The sequence below is a fragment of the Phytohalomonas tamaricis genome (assembly GCF_003012345.1).
In the GTDB taxonomy this organism is placed as follows: domain Bacteria; phylum Pseudomonadota; class Gammaproteobacteria; order Pseudomonadales; family Halomonadaceae; genus Phytohalomonas; species Phytohalomonas tamaricis.
In genome coordinates, this window is sequence record NZ_PVRV01000024.1 from 165,597 (window position 1) to 184,489 (window position 18,893).

The 18,893-nt window shown below is 52.8% G+C and carries 17 protein-coding genes and 1 tRNA gene; 4 read left to right on the forward strand and 14 right to left on the reverse strand.

Going from position 1 to position 18,893, the window contains the following annotated elements:
* Positions 1-8: 8 nt before the first annotated feature.
* Positions 9-731, forward strand: a complete 723-nt coding sequence (locus C3Z11_RS14595) for a 3'-5' exonuclease (RefSeq protein ID WP_106478688.1) — start codon at positions 9-11, stop codon at positions 729-731.
* Positions 732-809: 78 nt separating this feature from the next.
* Here the strand turns inward: C3Z11_RS14595 and C3Z11_RS14600 are convergent, their stop codons facing one another.
* The 3 genes from C3Z11_RS14600 to C3Z11_RS14610 form a co-directional block, all read right to left on the reverse strand.
* Positions 810-2,489: a BCCT family transporter gene (locus C3Z11_RS14600; protein ID WP_106478689.1), complete on the reverse strand. Its 1,680-nt coding sequence runs from the start codon at positions 2,487-2,489 to the stop codon at positions 810-812.
* Between the two features lie 482 nt (positions 2,490-2,971).
* Positions 2,972-3,961 carry a class I SAM-dependent methyltransferase gene (locus C3Z11_RS14605; RefSeq protein ID WP_106478690.1) on the reverse strand — a complete coding sequence of 330 codons (990 nt, stop codon included), beginning with the start codon at positions 3,959-3,961 and terminating at the stop codon, positions 2,972-2,974.
* Positions 3,961-4,734 (reverse strand): methyltransferase domain-containing protein, encoded by a 774-nt coding sequence (locus C3Z11_RS14610; protein ID WP_317450681.1) that lies wholly within the window; start codon positions 4,732-4,734, stop codon positions 3,961-3,963. The genes C3Z11_RS14605 and C3Z11_RS14610 overlap by 1 nt, the downstream gene beginning before the upstream one ends.
* Positions 4,735-4,848: 114 nt before the next feature.
* Here C3Z11_RS14610 and C3Z11_RS14615 point away from each other — a divergent pair.
* Positions 4,849-4,925: transfer RNA gene (locus C3Z11_RS14615), tRNA-Arg, on the forward strand.
* A 304-nt stretch (positions 4,926-5,229) separates the two neighbouring features.
* Entirely contained in the window at positions 5,230-5,577 is a 348-nt protein-coding gene (locus tag C3Z11_RS14620) for a hypothetical protein (RefSeq protein ID WP_158701054.1), read from the forward strand.
* A 90-nt stretch (positions 5,578-5,667) separates the two neighbouring features.
* Here the strand turns inward: C3Z11_RS14620 and C3Z11_RS14625 are convergent, their stop codons facing one another.
* From C3Z11_RS14625 to C3Z11_RS14675, 11 genes are all read right to left on the reverse strand, one after another.
* Complete coding sequence (locus C3Z11_RS14625; RefSeq protein ID WP_106478692.1) at positions 5,668-7,749, reverse strand: FUSC family protein; 2,082 nt, start codon at positions 7,747-7,749, stop codon at positions 5,668-5,670.
* A gap of 27 nt (positions 7,750-7,776) precedes the next feature.
* The gene (locus tag C3Z11_RS14630; protein ID WP_106478693.1) at positions 7,777-8,727 is read right to left on the reverse strand and encodes an efflux RND transporter periplasmic adaptor subunit; all 951 of its coding nucleotides are present in this window, start codon (positions 8,725-8,727) and stop codon (positions 7,777-7,779) included.
* 11 nt (positions 8,728-8,738) lie between these two features.
* Positions 8,739-8,948, reverse strand: a complete 210-nt coding sequence (locus C3Z11_RS14635; protein ID WP_106478694.1) for a DUF1656 domain-containing protein — start codon at positions 8,946-8,948, stop codon at positions 8,739-8,741.
* 237 nt (positions 8,949-9,185) lie between these two features.
* Positions 9,186-10,376 (reverse strand): porin, encoded by a 1,191-nt coding sequence (locus tag C3Z11_RS14640; protein ID WP_106478695.1) that lies wholly within the window; start codon positions 10,374-10,376, stop codon positions 9,186-9,188.
* A 352-nt stretch (positions 10,377-10,728) separates the two neighbouring features.
* A complete protein-coding gene (locus tag C3Z11_RS17160) occupies positions 10,729-11,529 on the reverse strand; it encodes a ProQ/FINO family protein (RefSeq protein WP_262927420.1) in 801 nt (266 codons plus the stop codon).
* 105 nt (positions 11,530-11,634) lie between these two features.
* Positions 11,635-12,150, reverse strand: coding sequence for a dihydrofolate reductase (locus tag C3Z11_RS14650; protein WP_106478696.1), 516 nt, complete (start codon positions 12,148-12,150; stop codon positions 11,635-11,637).
* Positions 12,147-12,941 carry a thymidylate synthase gene (locus C3Z11_RS14655; RefSeq protein WP_106478697.1) on the reverse strand — a complete coding sequence of 265 codons (795 nt, stop codon included), beginning with the start codon at positions 12,939-12,941 and terminating at the stop codon, positions 12,147-12,149. The genes C3Z11_RS14650 and C3Z11_RS14655 overlap by 4 nt, the downstream gene beginning before the upstream one ends.
* A gap of 8 nt (positions 12,942-12,949) precedes the next feature.
* Positions 12,950-13,768 (reverse strand): prolipoprotein diacylglyceryl transferase, encoded by an 819-nt coding sequence (gene lgt, locus C3Z11_RS14660; RefSeq protein ID WP_106478698.1) that lies wholly within the window; start codon positions 13,766-13,768, stop codon positions 12,950-12,952.
* Between the two features lie 65 nt (positions 13,769-13,833).
* The gene (locus C3Z11_RS14665; RefSeq protein ID WP_317450682.1) at positions 13,834-14,622 is read right to left on the reverse strand and encodes a sulfite exporter TauE/SafE family protein; all 789 of its coding nucleotides are present in this window, start codon (positions 14,620-14,622) and stop codon (positions 13,834-13,836) included.
* Positions 14,623-14,754: 132 nt separating this feature from the next.
* On the reverse strand, positions 14,755-17,016 hold the full coding sequence (gene ptsP / locus C3Z11_RS14670; RefSeq protein ID WP_106478700.1) for a phosphoenolpyruvate--protein phosphotransferase: 2,262 nt from the start codon (positions 17,014-17,016) through the stop codon (positions 14,755-14,757).
* Positions 17,017-17,063: 47 nt separating this feature from the next.
* Positions 17,064-17,555 carry an RNA pyrophosphohydrolase gene (locus C3Z11_RS14675; protein WP_262927421.1) on the reverse strand — a complete coding sequence of 164 codons (492 nt, stop codon included), beginning with the start codon at positions 17,553-17,555 and terminating at the stop codon, positions 17,064-17,066.
* A 193-nt stretch (positions 17,556-17,748) separates the two neighbouring features.
* On the opposite strand from C3Z11_RS14675, the gene C3Z11_RS14680 reads away from it, so the two are divergent.
* Positions 17,749-18,405, forward strand: coding sequence for a histidinol-phosphatase (locus C3Z11_RS14680; protein ID WP_106478702.1), 657 nt, complete (start codon positions 17,749-17,751; stop codon positions 18,403-18,405).
* The last annotated feature ends 488 nt before the right edge of the window (positions 18,406-18,893 follow it).

The following is an 18,893-nucleotide window of genomic DNA, read 5'->3' on the forward strand; positions in this document are numbered from 1 at the left end:
TGCCCTCCATGTCGTTCTATTCTCATACTCGCAAGAAACAGCCTAACTGGTCCGACTATTTGGCGCAGCGAGCTAACGCTGCCAAGGGCCCTTGTCTTGAACGCTTTTTTGCGCAAAGCGCCTTACCTCTGGACATGCCCATCGGTGAGGCGCCACTGGTAGCGTTAGACATGGAAACCACCGGGCTAGACGTTAATCGCCACGCTATCGTCAGTGTCGGTCTGGTGCCCTTCTCTCTACGTCGCATTTCACTGGCTCAGCGACGTTACTGGGTGGTGCGCCCATCGCGTACGTTAAGCGAAGAATCGATCAAATTTCACCGCATTACCCATTCTAAAATTGCTGAGGCGCCGGATTTAGACACAATTCTGGACGAGATGCTTGCCACCATGACCGGCCGCCTGGCCGTGGTTCACTATCGACATATAGAGCGACCTTTTCTGGATTCAGCGGTCAAGGCTCGCCGTGGCGAGAGTCTCCTTTTTCCTGTCATCGACACGATGTCACTCGAAGCACGCCGCCACCGTCAGTCGATGTGGGCACGGTTTCGACGCTGGATAGGACGTCCCCCCGCTTCGATACGCCTGCATGACAGCCGAGCCCGCTACGGGCTACCTGCCTACCAGGGTCACCACGCGCTGATTGATGCCTTGGCTACCGCGGAACTTCTGCAAGCGCAAGTCGCCCGCCATTATTCGCTAGATACCCCTGTAAGCGACTTCCTGAGTTGATTTCTTCATTCGCATAATGCAAAAGGCGGCCCGCAGGCCGCCTTTCTTCGCTTGATGCACATGTGAAGTGCGATCCAATCACGTCGCTTTGGGCTCGCTCCGCAGCCCTTGGATAATGGCATAGCACGCAGCCAGCAATACCACGGTAAAGGGCAGGCCCGTGGAAATGACGGCTGCCTGCAGCGCAGTCAGACCACCGCCTAGCAGCAAGGCAATAGCGATAACGCCCTCAATGCTAGCCCAGAAAATACGCTGGGGATTGGGCGCATCCACTTTACCGCCAGCAGTGATGGAATCAATCACCAGCGAGCCAGAGTCGGACGAGGTAATGAAGAACACCATTACCAAGACGATACCAATGAATGAGGTGATGGAGCTCAGCGGCAGCTGATCCAGCATGACAAACAGCTGCAGTTCGAGAGCAGCGTCCCTGACCCCCTCAAAACCGCTACTGAGATACTGATTGATAGCAGTGCCCCCAAAGGCAGTCATCCAGAGCACCGAGACCAATGAAGGTACCAGCAGAACGGCAATGAGAAATTCACGCACCGTACGGCCACGGCTGACACGAGCAATGAACATGCCGACAAAAGGTGACCAACTGATCCACCACGCCCAGTAAAAGGCGGTCCAGCCCTGGCTGAAGTTGGCATCTTCACGTCCAAACGGATTGGCCAAGGCCGGCAAATGCACTACGTAGGAGGCTAGGTTTTCAAAGAAACCGGTCGCGATCATCATCGTTGGGCCCACGATAATCACGAACAACAGCAGCAGGAAAGCCAAGGCCATATTGAGCTGAGACAAGCGCTGTACGCCCTTATCCACACCTGCCACGACTGACATCAGCGCCACAAGCGTGATCCCGATGATCAGAAATACCATGGTAACGTCATTGTTCGGAATGCCGAACAGATAGCTAAGCCCTGCTGATGCCTGCGATGCACCTAACCCGAGCGATGTCGCCAAACCGAAAAGAGTGGCAAAAACCGCAAGGATATCAACAATGTGCCCTGGCCACCCCCAGATACGCTCACCCAATATCGGGTAAAAGATCGAGCGCATGGTCAGCGGCAGTCCCTTGTTAAAAGAGAAAATCGCCAGCGAAAGCGCGACTACCGCATAAATCGCCCAGGGATGCAGGCCCCAATGGAAGATGGTAGCAGCCATGCCTAGCGAAACGGCACCTTGCTCATCACCCGCGGCGGCACCCAGTGGTGCCCAATCGGTACGCATACCGTTGTCACCCATTTCGATGCCACCCAAGGAAGTACCGAAATGCGTCAAGGGCTCGGAAACGCCATAAAACATCAAGCCGATGCCCATGCCTGCAGCAAACAACATGGCAAACCAGCCTGCGTAGCTGTAATCCGGCTTGGCATCAGCGCCACCAATGCGCACGCGCCCCAGCGGGGTAAAAATCAACACGATGGCAACAATCACGAAAATATTGGCTGCCAACAAAAAGAACCAGGATAAATTCCCCGTCAACCAGCTTTTCAAACCATTGAACAACGGTTCAACCTGGTCTTGTAACGCAAGCGTAACGACAACAAAGAACACGATCATCAACGCTGAAACCGTGAAAACTTTGCCGTGTAGATCGAAGTCCACACCGAACTTTCGGGAGGCAACGTTATCCTGACCGATGACATAATCGGTATCAATAAGATTTGCCGGCCCTTCCGGCGCGGGAATTCCCTCGGACGTCTTCTGCTGATCCGATGCGGGTTCTTGGTCTTGATTAGGTTGTTTTGCCACGAAGCACCCTCCGTCTGTGAATGGCGGATTTCAAAAGTGTACCAGAAAAGCAGAGGTCCCCGATGACGGATGCCTACCTTCATGTCATAGGCAAGCAAGACGGGTCGCTAGTTAAAAGTAGATGTCCACAAGCCCAGACGACAGCAGAGCACGGAGGATCTAGCTCCGAGCATTGATAGACATATCCTTAAAAACTCTGTCTTCCAGTAATCCTTCCCCTTCTGTTGTTATTCTTCCTGCGTACAAATAAGCGAGCCTCAACATCATGCCCATTTCACCATTACGGCAGAGTTCAGCTTGGTGAATGAGCACCATGTTCTGACTGTGTTACGGGCCGGAGAAAGCCCTGAACTACGTTAAACCACATGTTGAAGGGCATCGGCTCGCCCAAAAGACATGACTAGTGTAGTCAATAACAAGCGGACATTTCGAAAAAAGCCCGCTTGATCACAATCAACAGTGTGGCTTGCCGCTTGATGCACCTAACCGTTTGTGGCCCGATAAACCTTGAAGCGTCGGTTATCGGCCAATACCTCAACCTGAGTAAAATGCGTTTTCAATATCTGCGCATAAGGCAGAAAAGCGTTGGCTACCAGATAGAAACACCCCCCTTCTTCAATATGCTCAGGCGCCTGCTCAATCAATCGTCGGGTAGGATCATAATCAACCGAACGTTCCTGATGAAATGGCGGATTGGTGACGATAGCGGTAAATCGGCCTGACACATTTTCCAGCATATCGCTGGCGATCACTTCGCCCGATGCCCCGTTCGCTGCCAGGGTGCGGCGTGTCGCTTCCAGCGCGAAATGATTGACATCAGTTGCTGTAACCGCTGCACCGCGTGTCGCAAGCCAAGCGCTGATAATGCCATCACCGCAACCAACATCGAGCACATGGCCTGATAACGTTGGCAAATGTTCAAGTAACAGCCGCGTGCCTTCATCCAACTTGCCATGACCGAACACTCCCGGATGGCTGTGAAGTGTCAGATCAAGCGCCTCAAACCTCAACCAACCGTCCTCAGTATCGCTTTCCGCGTGGCAAGAGGCATGTGTCGAGGTCGCAAATAGCGAACAACGACGCGCGTTATCCACACGCTCACCCGATAACCCAAGCGCTTCAAGCACCTTAGGGACACGCTTGATTCCGCCTTGATGCTCGCCAACAATATGAAGCGGCGTGGTGACCTTCAGCGTGGTGCAAAGCGTTCTCACCCACCACACGCCTAAAGCATGGGATTTGGGCCAGAACAGTAAGGCGCCTTGTACATTGCCTGGCGCCTCAAGCCCCTCGATCACGTCATGACCGGCTTTTCGATACGCTGCGGCGATAGCATGATCTGTACACCACACGCGGCGGGGCGGAGCATGAAGCAAGCTATCGTCCAGCACGGGCGTTACCAGCAGCCAGTCTCGATAGCGATCAACGGGCTGGCGTTCCAGTAACTGACCTACGGGAGTAAAAGAAGTCATCAACGTTCCGGCTTGTAAACACTGTAATGAAGATAGCGGCCAAGTCGCCAATATGGCTCGGTGCGGCAATAACGCAGCTCAAGCTCAGTAAGACGCTCAAGATCTTCCTCGCTGGGATGGCGCTCACGCAAGTAGTCATGGAAGACACGAATCCCCGTTACGGCACGCACTTCAAGCCCGGCGCTGCTTAACCACTGCATCACATCGTCATGCACCAGCGGGGATATGGGCGTGAGGCGCTTGCGCTTGCCTGTGCCTGCCAGACGATCCACAAGCACACGTTCAAGGTTGCCCTTAACGATATTGGAAAAGCGCATCGCGTCGTGATTGAACACCATCAGAGATAGCCAGCCTCCCGGCGCGAGCCGATCTGACAGTAACGGAATAGCCTCGGCGGGACGCACCATCCATTCAAGCACGGCGTGACAGAACACTAGCGGCCATTGCCCCGATACGTACTGATCCAACTGCTGCAGAGCACAATGATGAAAAACGGCGTTACGGCTATTTACCAGCTCTCGAGCCCGCTCAAGCATTTCAAGCGACGGCTCGGCTAGCGTTACAGGATGCCCCCGTTGTGCGGCCCAATGCGCCATTTGCCCAAGCCCCGCTCCTACATCAAGCACTGGCTGTCCAGTAAGAGGCAGTTGTGATTGTAGGGTGTGCTGGAGCAATTGAAGCCGCAAACGCCCACGTGACGCGCCATAAAGGCTACGTGCAAACTTATCGGCCATGCCATCAAAATGACGATCGCGTGGTATTGAATCAGTCACTCGCGCTCCTCGACCAGGCCTACATTATCGGATCGGCATTCTAGCGGGCTCAAGGCAGAGACTCCAACGCCTTTATCTTGTACGTTCAAAGGCTTATAATCCTGTGATCGGTCAGCCCCCATAGCTCAGCTGGATAGAGCGTCCCCCTCCTAAGGGGAAGGTCGCACGTTCGAATCGTGCTGGGGGCACCATCAACTTCTTTGCCAATCCTTCCTTCTTGCTCAAGATTGATCAACTCCCGCTGTGCTCAGGCTGGCTCAGATAATAAGTTCCTATTGCTCTCACCGACTATTATCGCCCATACGTCAGGACAAACGGCTATGAGGCGCTTCTGTTTAAAGCGCCGCTATAAGCCAAATTGAGCAATAGCGTCTTAAGGTAGTAGCCGCGACATACTTTCTGATCCTGGTTTCAGACTTTTATATTCTCACTTCACATATTATCGATTTCATTATCTATACTGAAACTCACCCATTCAGGAAAGGGAGCTTCATTGTGAAAAATACATTAGGATTAATGGGTATAGGTACACTGGCTTTGGTATTGGCAGGTTGCCCTGATAGCGCACCGACCGATGCCGATGAAAAAGATCAGCAGGCGAACTCGGGCCTAGCCGATCAGTGCAAGTCTGCGGCGCAGCAAAGTCCGGACGGTGAGGCGATTGGCACGCATAATACCTTGAGCAATAACGTCAATGAACGCACGCCAGGTGAACCGTTTGACTTGAAGGTTAGTCTCCAAGGACAAGGTAACGCGTTTATCCAGCTTAACTGCACCGTCGACGCAGAAGGTAAAGTGAGTTATCAGGGTTTCGAGAAATCGGAAACACAAGCGGGGCAATAGATTACGCTTGATTAACCACGGAAAAAAACGCGACAAGCCTGGCGGCATTTATAAGATTGGCCGCCAGGCTTGTTTTTTATTGACGCTTTATCAAGCGTTAACTGGCTGAGCAGTAGAGTTAGTGTCTGGTCCATCGAAAACGCCAGTCTGCCGCTCAAGTGTCAGCTCGATACGTACCGTAATACCCTCAATAATATCGATCAATTCATCATCTAACTGGCCCGCTCCACGCAGATATTTCAACAGATGCTCACTGGCTAATCTGAAAGCGTCATCATGCTCGCCCCATGCGCTCTTTTGATAACCATCTGCCAGTTCAGTCTGCCAGCGGCGTAGTAATGCGAGCATCCGAGGCGACTCATCGCTGCCTCTGATATGACGCTGCACACGCAGTGAGACGTGCCCCAGGTTTAGCCCCGTCAGCCCCGCCTCAAGCAAATGGTTCGGAGTATCCGGCGACGTGCTGTCAGCCCGAGATAAGCGCAATAAACGATCGGTCATTCGCCCGTTGAACCACTCAACCGCACCATCGTTATAGCGATCCCTTAATTCTTTCAGATCATCGGCAACTCCGGCGATCATGCGCCGCCGCATGACGGCTCTACCCGGGCCTTCAAATAATAGAAAGAATGTTCTGACCAACAATAATGCGATAAGCACACTCACCACACGATTAAAAAAACTGCTGGCATCAAATGTCATGACATTACTTGGCATTGTCAGCACGATATAGACGACGCAAAAGCCCAAACTATAAAGTCGCGTGGCCATACTAGGCACACCAAGCAAGGCAACGAAGAGAGGCGCACCAAACACCATGATCAGCATCTCGAACGAGCCAGTAACAGGTGCCAGCAATGCGTAGCCAAATACCATCGAGGCAACAATGCCCAGCAAAGCGCCCTTCAATACCGACTTAATCAACATGGCCGGCGCTGGAAACACCGCGAACATCATGCTGAAAATGACCGGCAGGATCATGGCAACAACCATTGTGCTTGCGCCCGTCGCGATCCAGATAAGAGATGCCGTCGCAAACACCATCCCGGAACGCGCACCGGTAAATATTCCTTGTAAATAGTCACGATGCACAGAAAGGCGAACCGCTTTTAGCCGCCTCCGTTCGACATTGGCAATCGCCTGTTTGGCCTCAAGGATGATAATCGCACGCGCCAAAAGCTCGGAGATACCTTGGGCAGCACGACGCTGCAACGGTGTATCGAGGTTCAACGTTTCCTGCGGCTTTTGAAAATGATAGCGCTGGCGTACCAGCATCGCTTTCGCGGCATCGATCGACTCAGCCTGTCGAGCAGCGCTAAAGGTCTTGCGAATATCCTCCAAGGCAGCGAGAAAGGTGGGGTTCAAAAGCTCGGGATATTCACGAATAAAACGACCGTAGACTTGCATATCCGCCAGCAACGTCAATGTCCGCTGTGCCAACAAGTAAGCCGCTCGGGCACGCCCCGGGCCACTGGGCCCTTCATAAATCGCAGCGCTACTATCATTGTTTAGCGTAAGCGTTGCTTGCAATGTCTCGACAATAGTTTGATGCAAGGTCGCTTTATCAACAGCTCGGTCGAATTGCAGTTCAATACAATGAAAGGCTTTATCGACCACATTATTGGCGTGGCCGATAATTAATGTCCTGACACGAGAGGGCCAGATCAACATGCTGACAACCGTAGCGCAGGTCGCGCCAAGCACTATCTCACTCATGCGGGCAACCGCAATATCAAATACTCCTTGACTACTGTTATTGCTCAACAAGGTAATGCCCACAACCAGAATGGCCGTGACCGCTGTCATTGCAAAGCCATAGGTAAGGTTGAAATTACGTGTCAGCGAAGCACAAGTCGCATTGAGTGATACCCAGAATGTCAGGCACATTATTGCCAGCCCAGGGGACTGGAAGAAGAACGACATGATCGTGACACCCACGCAACCGCCAATCAGTGTCCCGCCAATTTGGCAGAGCGCCTTTTCGATTACCATGCCACTTTCAGGGCGAAGCTGTAGAAACACAGCAGAAATCAAGGCCCAATAAGGACGATCGAGATTGGCGTACATCGCCAGATAAAGTGAAATAGCCATCGATAAAAACCCTTTGATCGCATACTGCACGGCGGGCGTCGATGGCGTCAGATAGACACTGAGCTTGGGACCAAGCGTCATGATAAGCTTCTTATCGCAGCGCGGATATCAATGGACATTATTCGCCGGCAGGGCATCCGACTCGTCCCGCCCTATTCCGTTAGGCGCATCGCCTGCGGGCAAGACGTTCGAATCGTCTCGGTCCTTCGCCTGAACTCTGACAGTAGCCGTCATTCCCGCACTGAGATAAACGTCGTCAGGCACCTTGTCCAAGGCGATATCCACAGGAATGCGTTGTGCCAATCGCACCCATGTAAAGGTTGGCTGAACTTGGGGCAGCAATTGATTGTCAGGCGACGTATTGGCATTTGAAATGCCGCGACCAATATTGGTCACATGCCCTTCAAGCCTTTTCTTACCACTCATCAACCAGACATCCACCTTGTCACCGATATCGATGGCAGGAATCTTGGTTTCCTCGAAATAGCCAGTGACATAGAAAGAGCCCGCCTGAACGAGTGACATGGCCGCATTGCCACGACTGACGTAATTGCCCTGACGTAGCTGCAGATTAATGATCGAACCATCTGCGGGCGCTCTGACCTCACTGCGCTCCAGATCGATGCGTGCGCTCTCAAGCTGAGCCTCGGCCTGCTGATAGTTTGCCTTGGCGATCTCGGCGTTGATGCGAGCTGTCGCCAGATCCTCCGCACTTATCGCGTTGGCAGGCAAGCTCTTGCGCCGTTGGTACTCCTGCAGGTTTTGCTTCCAAGTGTACTTGCGGCTTAGTGCCGTAGCCTCGGCCTGCGCGTAGGCTGCCTTGAAGCGCGCATCATTGATGCCAAACAACAAATCGCCTTTCTGGACCGTATCGTTGTCATGTACGGCCAGTTCGGAAACCCAGCCGGACACATCGGGCGCAATAGTGGTGATATCAGCGCGGACACGACCATCCCGGGTCCAGGGCGTATACATATAATAATTCCAAAGCCAGATACCCGCAGCGACTGCAATCGCAACCATCACCAAGGTAATCAGAAGTCTCGTTGTTGTACGCATCCAGGATTCGCTTATTCCATTATTTTCATCAAGAAGACCACCAACGCCAGTATGCAGACGAACAGCGCGACATCGAACCAGGCCTCCTGCCAGATTAGCCGTCCTACAGGCGTCTTATACAAAAGCGTACGCACAATAGCCGCAAGCACAAAGCTAATAAGCGCGCAGAGCAGCAACGGGCTGAAATAAACGCCTCCCCATGCTAGTTCACGTAGGGGCATTGATTACCTTTCCTTTCTTAAGAGTGGCATTCCCATCAAGAGAGCCTATCCCGTACAAAACAAGCATGAGACTCGTTAGCAACATTATTGTTCAATTTATAATAGTACGCTCTGTTGCGCTGATGGTCTGACAGGATCAAATAGTAGGAAACACAACGAAAACTACAATGCCTAAAAAGAAAAAAGCCGGCGCGAGGCCGGCTTTCTATCGATCAGTTAGATCGTATTGAGGGCAACTTAGAAGCTGTAAGCTGCACCAAAGGCTACGCCGTCACCGATGTGGTCTTCACGGTCATAAGTAGCCGCTTCGATGTAAGTGTACATCTGGCTGCTCAGGTTGTAGGTCGCGCCGAGGATGAATTCATTATAAGACTCATCATTCGTATCAGCAGCATTGTAGTGACGCGGATCGATAGTCGCTACAGCATTACTTTCAGCATCAACATAGACGTAGGAACCGTAGAGGTCGCCCATGCCGTAATTCCAACGTGCGCCCAAGCCATAACGATCAACGTCGGCATCACTGTTCCAGTCGGCATCCAGACGGTTCCAGTTTACAGAAACGCGCAGAGTATCAGAGAGCTCATAAGCGGCATTCACGCCGTAGAGGGAACCATAATCGCGATCACCGCCGGTCGCGATAAAATTATCACCAACGGTTGTGCCCGGCTCGAACTGGAAGTTCTTGAGATTATCGTAAACCGCTGCAAGCGTGAGAGCGCCAGTAGTGTAGCGCAGGCCACCGAACAAGGAAGCACTGTTGTTATCGTCGACATAGAAGCGACCAGCACGAGACGCAGTAAGGTCATTGTCAACCGGTGAGCCACTGACTTCAGAATCGGCATCGCCCTTATATTGGGTACCAACGACGAATTGGAAGCCGCCCAAGATCGGGGAAGTATAGGCGATTTTATCACCTTCGTACTCGCTACCAGCAATATCCGCAGCGGCATCGGTGTTATCGAAGTATTCATTGTTAGAAATCGGATCGGCAATCCAATCATCAAACAGTGAGTCCCAAGAACCTACGCGCAGATCACCGAAATTACCGGTCAGCCCCATATATGACTGGTCGCCTCTGGACAGGCCTGAGCCGCCCGAGTTGCCGGCATCGTAAGACTGGTAATAGCCCTTTTGCTCGTCGGCGTTGAATTCGAATTCAGCGCGGAAATAGCCGGTCAGGTTGGGGCTGATAGTATGTTCGCCCTTAACGCCAAGAGTCGATCCGTTGTCGAACAGATCACTTTGGCTTTCATGCGAATTATCCGCATCATTTTCGTAAGCTTCAATGCTACGAATTGAAAGCTGAATGTTACCGTAAAGGTCGAGTTTGGAACCGTCTTGGTTGTAGACGGTAGCTGCTTGTGCACCAGTGGCAACGATACCCAGCGCACCAGCAATCGCAGTCGCTAAAAGCGTCTTTTTCATCGTGATAGTCCTTAACTAGCTTACTGTTCGATTGTCTGCCGAAGCAGATGGCTTTCCGCTTATCCGCGGCTTAACCTCGTTATTGTTCATTGCTCGCCCGGCTACCTTATACTGGCCTCAAGCGGAACGCAATAAGAAAAAACACCGTTTTTAATCTCTTTCTATGGGTTATCAGCCTGTCGATATAAGACCGTTTTAAATGACTAAAAAATCATGACAACAAGATGACAACTTGTTGAAATTTAAAGTTGAATACAAAAAAAGACGCTTATTAAAAGCGTCTTTTGATGTTTACAAAAACTTGTTATTTCCATTCCATACGCATTTTAAACTTTAGTCGTAGATACAGAGTTCAATGACCGTGCTTGGATGTAAGCGCCGACAATTTATCAGCCATACGCTGTGAAGCCTTTTGTGCTTCACGCTCGCGCTGACGCTCTTGTAGTATGCTCAACTGTTCACGGGCATGCTGAGCATCCTGCTCGGTAACAGCTTCTGTGTTCTGGCCATCGAGGTCTACTCGCAAGGCACCGGCTCGCACCGATTTCAAGTAGCGCGGCAAATTGACGTAACCTGCCAATGCCCTTTTGATAAGCTTATCGGGCCACTGCTCGCGCCTGGCAAGCTGCTCGTGAATGCCGATCTGAAGCGGGCGCGTATGCCCTTTGAAGAAGGTTTTGGGATAACGTCGATACCATTGTTTCAACAATGCCTGCGGTGACGGCGCGCTCCCCTCTTGTAGTGACGGCTCTGGTGCTGATTCAGTGCCTGTGTGCAAGGAAGTATCAGGTGATCGATTATTGGAACTCACTTCTATATCATCGCTATTCAGTGCTCTCGCCTCGTTGCTATCGCTGCTAACCACATCGATTTCATCATCTTGCTGACGGCTGTTATTACTTTTTGCATCTTCGCTATCAAGATTATCGTGTTTACTCTCTGTCTCGACGGGCAATTCCTTTTCATCCACTGGCAGCGTTTGCGTTTGACCATAGCGTCCAGCAAGAGGCTCAAACGCCTCAAGACGCGCCTTCAACGCGCGGTTTTCCGCTTCAAGAGCACGCATCTGCAAGCGAGTCTCTTCGAGCTGCGCCCAGGCCCGCTCGGCTTGTTGCTCCAATGCACCAATCAGCGTATCGAGACGATCTGTCACCGCGCCTCTCCCTTTGGATTTATAGGAAAGTCGTCAATATGTGCCAGGCCAATAGTACTGTAAACCATCTTGCGCGCTCCCTTCCCTGATACGCTCAAATGTGGATCACACCCGCTCGTAGCAAACAAAATCGTAAGCCGGCCCATGCTCGGAGGGTTTTCCCGCCGTACGTTCGGTTTCTCTCCAGACGTCATGATCGAACTCGGGAAAGAACACATCCCCTTCCACCGTGATATCGACTTCTGTTAGATATAGCCGGGATGCATAATCAAACGCCTGAGCATAGATCTGACCGCCGCCCATGACCATGATCTCCTCGCTGGCCTCGATCATCGCATGTTGATCGGCCAATTCGAAGGCACTTTCCAGATCGTGGCATACCCTTACACCATCATGCCCAAAGCCTTGATCACGCGTCACGACAATATTCAAACGATTGGGCAGCGGTTTACCAATGGAATCGAAGGTTGTTCTTCCCATGATCAATGGCTTGCCCTGCGTCATCGTCTTGAAGAATTTCAAGTCTTCTGGCAGATACCAAGGCAGCTTATTGCCCACGCCGATGACACGATTTTTCGACATGGCCGCAATCATTGCGACGGGTACGACAAGTTCATTCATACGGCTACCGGCGCTTTAATGGGGGGATGGGGATCATAATCAACGATTTCGATATCCTCGAAGCGGAAATCGAATACGCGCTTCACTTCCGGGTTGAGCACCAAGCGAGGCTTAGCGCGCGGCTCCCGCGAAAGCTGCAATTCCGTCTGTTCAAGATGGTTGAGATACAGGTGCGCGTCGCCGAGCGTATGCACGAACTCCCCCGGTGCCAGACCACACTCTTGCGCCACCATATGCACCAGCAATGCATAACTGGCAATGTTGAACGGCACACCAAGGAAAATATCCGCACTGCGTTGATAAAGCTGGCAAGACAATCGACCATCGGCGACATAGAACTGGAACAGCGCATGACAGGGCGGTAGCGCCATTTCATCAACTAGGGCCGGATTCCAGGCCGACACAATCAAACGACGTGAATCGGGATTGCGCTTGATCTGCTCAATCACATTAGATATCTGGTCGACATGCCCACCCTCCGGACGTGGCCAGCTGCGCCACTGATAGCCGTAGACAGGGCCGAGGTCCCCTTGTTCATCTGCCCACTCATCCCAGATCGAGACACCGTTCTCTTTCAAGTAGGCAATATTGGTCTCACCTTTCAAGAACCACAGAAGCTCATGAATGATAGAGCGCAAATGTAATTTTTTGGTAGTAACGAGGGGAAACCCTTCGGCCAGATCAAACCGCATCTGATGGCCAAACACGCTGAGAGTACCAGTGCCGGTACGGTCGTCTTTACGAGTGCCGGTCTCAAGGACACGGCGCATTAAGTCGAGATAAGGCTGCATAAACTAGATTATTGGGCGCTTTGCGCATTGGATGGTGCCGCGACTGGACTATCGACATGTTGTCGACGCGACCAGCCAATGAGAACGACACCTATAAGGATCATTGGCAAGCTCAACAGCTGCCCCATAGTCAACCAGTCAAAGGCAATGAAGCCCAGCTGCGGATCAGGACGACGCACGAATTCGACCGAGAAACGAAAGATGCCGTAGAGCACCAGAAAGAGCCCGGAGATCATGCCACGTCGCCGGGGCTTACGCGAAACCCACCACAGCACAATGAACAGTACCACGCCTTCAAGCAGAAACTCATAAATTGCCGAAGGATGACGCGGCTCGGGGCCGTATTTTGGATAATCCATCGCCCAAGGTAAATTAGAAACGCGACCGGGCAATTCCTGGTTGATGAAGTTACCCAGCCGTCCGGCGCCCAGCCCAATCGGCACCAGCGGTGCGACGAAATCAGTCAGTTGCAAGAAGGCCAGCTTGTGTTTACGGGCAAAGAGCAGCGCTGCAATCAGCACGCCGATCAGGCCACCGTGGAAACTCATGCCGCCTTCCCAGACGCGAAATATCCATAGCGGATCACGCGCAAATTCGGCCCAGCCGTAGAAGAGCGCATAGCCGAGCCGCCCGCCGAGCACCACGCCAAGTGCACCGTAGAAGATCATGTCACCGACCTGGTCCTTGTCCAGACCAAGACGTTCGGCACGTAAGCGCGCAAGCGCCCAGGCGCCAACGAAGCCGATCACGTACATCAATCCGTACCAATGAATCTGGATCGGGCCAATGGACACCAACACGGGATCAAAGTGGGGGTAACGCAGCATGCAAAGTCCTTAACTGAACCAAACTTTCTAAACTAATGAACGTTGGGAAACGATGGCTATCGAGATTATTCCAGTAAAAATTTCAGCGCGACGATGATCATCAGGCCAGCAAAGGTTCGCTTCAACCAGATATCAGGCAACGCATGCGCCACTCGGGCACCCACCCTGGCCAGCGGCACACTCATCAGTACGATACCAAGAAAAGCCGGCCAGTAAATGTACCCGGTCGACCATTGAGGCAAATCACTGCTGTTCCAGCCGACCGCTATTGCTGTTAACGCACTGATAACGGCGATAGGAATACCGCACGCCGAAGACGTGCCTACCGCCTGCTTCATTTCAACGCCACGCCACTCGAGAAACGGCACGGTCAGCGTGCCACCACCTATCCCGAACAATGCTGACAGCGTTCCGATTACGCCTCCAGCCGCTAGCATCGGCCCACGCCCAGGCAGTTGCTGCTGTTGGCGTGGCCTGGGATTGAATACCATTTTTACCGCGACCAGCAGAAAGAATATCCCGAGCAAAATCGACATTACGGCTCCGGACAGCAGACCGCCAATGAACACCCCTAACACTGCACCGCATACGAGACCCGGCAGCAATAACTTCCAGCAGTCCAGACGTACACTGCCTCGGATATAATGTGCCCGCGCCGAGGATAATGATGTGATCGTGATAGTCGCCAGTGAGGTGCCGATGGCCAAATGAATCGCCACATTATCGGCGACGCCCTGCAAACCAAAGGCGATAACGAGCAGTGGAACAATAACAACACCGCCGCCAAGACCAAACAGCCCAGCGATAAAGCCTGCCAGCGCACCAATCAACAGGTACAGCCCGAGTGCCAACACTGCCGCCTCCTTGCCCATCGCAGCGAAGCGTTAAAGTGTACGCCCCCCGCTGCTTAGTGTCTTGCCCAGATAGTAGGCAAGCATGTAAAACAGCGTTCAGTCGTCATGAGATAAACAGCAATGAAAGGCAGCTCAATCACGTGGCGGCAGGAGATGAGCAATCCCCCACTCATCGAAGCGGTTAAACAGATGAACATGGATGTTAGCCGTAGTCGATAACGCCAGCGTCTCGCGCACCAGCGTCTGGGCCGCGGGCAGCGTCACACGTCGAATCGCCGCACGGACACGCGGCAGGTTGGGTGCATTCATCGACAAAATGTCGTAGCCCATGCCCACTAACAACAATGCTCCGGCGGGATCTCCAGCCAGCTCCCCGCAAACCGAGATAGGCATACCGAGCCGTTGCGAATCCCTGGCAAGCTGATGCATCGCATTGAGTACAGCAGGATGGCAGGCGTCATAGAGGCTGGCTACACGCGCATTGCTGCGATCGACGGCGAGCAGGTATTGGGTCAGGTCGTTGCTGCCCACAGAGAAGAAATCAACACGCTCAGCCAGGGCATCAAGCTGATAAAGCGTTGCCGGTACCTCAATCATCACGCCAATCAGCGGTCGTTTGACATCGTGCCCATCTTCACGCAGCTCGGTGATGGCGCGGTCGAGCAGTCTGAGCGTGGTATCGACCTCTTCAACACTGGCGATCATCGGCAGTAACACACGCAAATTATCTAGCCCTGTGGCAGCTCGCAACATGGCACGCAGCTGAACGATCAGTACCTCAGGATGATCGAGGGTGACACGAATACCACGCCAGCCAAGGAAAGGGTTGTCCTCATGGATAGGGAAATAAGGCAGGTCCTTGTCTCCCCCGATGTCGAGCGTACGCATTACTACAGGCAGCGGCGCGAAACTTTCGAGTTGCTCACGATAAAGCCGTGACTGCTCCTGCTCACTGGGGAAGCGCTGGTGCATCATGAAGGGTACTTCAGTGCGGTAAAGGCCAACGCCATCGACACGCGCCCTAAGCGAGTCGCCAAGCTCCATCGCCAGGCCCGTATTGACCATCAAGCGTACCCGGTGACCATCCTGCGTTTCACTGGGCAAATATTGTTCATGCTCGAGAATCTCCACCAATGCCTTCTCTTCGTCGATAAGGCTTTGATAGCGATGCTCAAGTTCATTATTGGGCCTTACGATTAACCGGCCACGATGACCATCGACGATCATTCGCGTACCCGTCAGTCGCGTCAGGGGCAGCTCGCCCATGCCAAGAACGGCAGGTATTCCCATTGCGCGAGCAAGTATTGCCACATGTGACGTTCCAGAGCCGCGCACAGCGACTAAAGCGACTAACTTTTCACGGGGGATCTCCCCTAGCTGAGCGGCGCTGATTTCATCACCGACCAAGATCGTCTGCTCTGGGTAAACCGCCGGTGTAGCAGCACTTTCCTGCTGCAGATGCCCCAGCACGCGTCGTCCCAGATCGCGCACATCAGCAGCACGCTCGCGTAAATAGTTATCATCGACACGTTCAAGGTACTGCACATGCCGACGCACAACCTGAGCCAGAGCGGCCGGCGCCCACAACCCCTCCCGAATGCGCTTTTCCACTTCCTGGCCTAGCGCCGCATCACCCAGCATCTGCTGGTAAACATCGAACAGTGCCTGCTCCTGAACGGAAATACGACTCGACAGACGCTCAGCCGCATGGCGAATGTCATTGCGAACATGCTCAATGGCGTCATATAGCCGAGCCACTTCCGCTTCGACATCCCCGGCATCGCGTTCGGGGACCGCATCAAGATTGGCTGGCGGGACGACCACAAACGCCTCACCGACGGCCATTCCAGGAGACGCCGCCACCCCCGTCAGTAGCGTCTGACTATTAGGGTCACTCAACCGGGCCAGCGTGCCGGTCGATATCGCATGGATCAACACCCCGGCAAGCTGAGCTGCCATGGTAATCAGGAAAGCTTCCTCGCCCTCATCAAAGCGGCGTTTGTCACGCTGCTGCACCACCAGTACGCCTAGTACCTTGCGCTGATTGATGATGGGCACACCCATGAAACTGGAGTAACGTTCCTCCCCCGTTTCAGCAAAATAACGAAAATGTGAATGCGACGTTGCATCCTCAAGGTTGAGGAGCTCCTCCCGCTGACCTACCAATCCCACCAGTCCTTCTCCAGGGCGCATGGCGACATGCCCGATGGCACTGGCATTCAAACCGATCGTATCCATCAGCACGAAACAGTTACGCTCGGTATCCAACAGGTAAACAGAGCACACATCTGTCTGCATCGCCTTGCGTATGCGACGGACGATGGTCGCTAACGCAGCGTCCAGACTACGTGCACCATTAACCTCCTGAATAATGCGGCGAAGTACCTCGAGCATGGGTAGTCTTATCATCCTTGTCATAATTCGGCTGAGCGGTGCTCCGCTCAGCCGTCGGGGCCCATCAAGTGCTGTAGTCGGGGGGCCAACTCACGCAGAGCACGGCGATAGACCTCACGCTTGAATGGCACTACCTGTCCCAAGGGGTACCAGTAGCTCACCCAGCGCCAGCCATCAAATTCGGGCTTAGGCGTGGTATCAACGCAAATCTGCGTGTCATGGCAGCGAATACGCAGCAGAAACCATTTCTGTTTCTGGCCAATGCATAGCGGTCTCGAATGGGTTCGGATCATCCGGCGCGGTAAGCGATAACGCAGCCAACCTCGTGTACAGGCCAGAATATCCACATCTTCGGCACATAATCCGATTTCTTCTTCGAGTTCACGATACAAGGCCTCTTGCGGCGTCTCGTTGGATTTAATACCTCCTTGCGGGAACTGCCATGCATTCTGCCCCACCCGACGCGCCCAAAGCACCTGACCGCCACTGTTGGCAATAATAATGCCAACGTTCGGCCGGAAGCCATCAGGGTCGATCACGGGTATCATCCTTTGAAAAATAACTTTAAGTCATTCTTCCACAAAGCGAGAAAGCGCATCAATACGCGCTTGGCGGTATTAAAGGCAAAATATCTTTGTAATAATCTCCAGCACTTGCAGCCGATCGGTAAAGCGGCCTTGAGCCGACTCATCCAGACTGGCTCCGCCGACTCTATTTGCTTGGAGATTCACCTTGCGCCTGGCTATTTTCGATTTGGATAATACGCTGCTCAACGGTGACAGCGATCATGCCTGGGGCGAGTTTCTCGTCGAACAGGGCGCTGTCGATGTCGAAAGCTATCGCGCAGCCAATGAACGTTACTATCGAGAGTATGCCGATGGCACGCTCGATATCGCCGAATACTTGAGCTTTGCTTTAAAGCCCTTGGCCGATAATACGCCCGAGCAGCTCAGAGCCTGGCATCAACAGTTCATGGCCAGCAAAATCGAGCCGATGATTCTGCCGGCTGGCGAGGAACTCCTTGCTCAACATCGCGCCCAAGGCGATTATCTCCTCATCATCACGGCAACTAACCGCTTCGTTACCGGTCCGATCGCCGAGCGCTTGGGCGTGGATGATCTCATCGCTATCGAGCCCGAGGTCATTGATGGTTACTATACCGGCCGTGTCTGCGGCACGCCCAGCTTTCGCGAGGGCAAGATTCAATGTCTGGAACAATGGCTCGATGCTCATGATGTCACCCTGGATGGTGCCTATTTCTACAGCGACTCGCAAAATGATCTGCCATTGCTAAATCGTGTAGACAACCCTGTTGCCGTCGACCCTGACGATACGCTCAAGGAAATCGCAACAACACGCGGCTGGCGCATCCTTAGCTTGCGTAAATAGATGAGTACGATTGCTAGAAGTTGATTCAAGAATTCATCAAAGATAAAGGCTAAGGGCTAGCAGCTATCAGGTCAGGTCTGCTTCGATGACTTGGTTGCAAACACAGAAATACGCAGTGAGATGATCACAACGCTGAACCGGGGTTGTATCCTTAGCGAGGATCGGTCAGATTAAAAAATTGACAGTTACTTTCAGTGCTTACGGAGACAGCGCCCATATGCGCAAAGGTATTATCGCCCGTGGCCGAGTAAAATCGATATAGTGCGGAATTCATTTGCCTCGTTACTTACGAACGTTATCTTCATGGCCTCGCATAAGGACACATATGTATAAAAACACTGAAGCCAGACGGTACGTGGAAAGCGACAACGTCGCATGTCGGCATTCATACAGTGATGTATGAAACGTGGGCTAAAGCGGCCTCAAGCGGCGAATTAATTTATCTGCCCTTAGGCGCATGCCGTCTATGAGATTTGCCCATCTCGCTT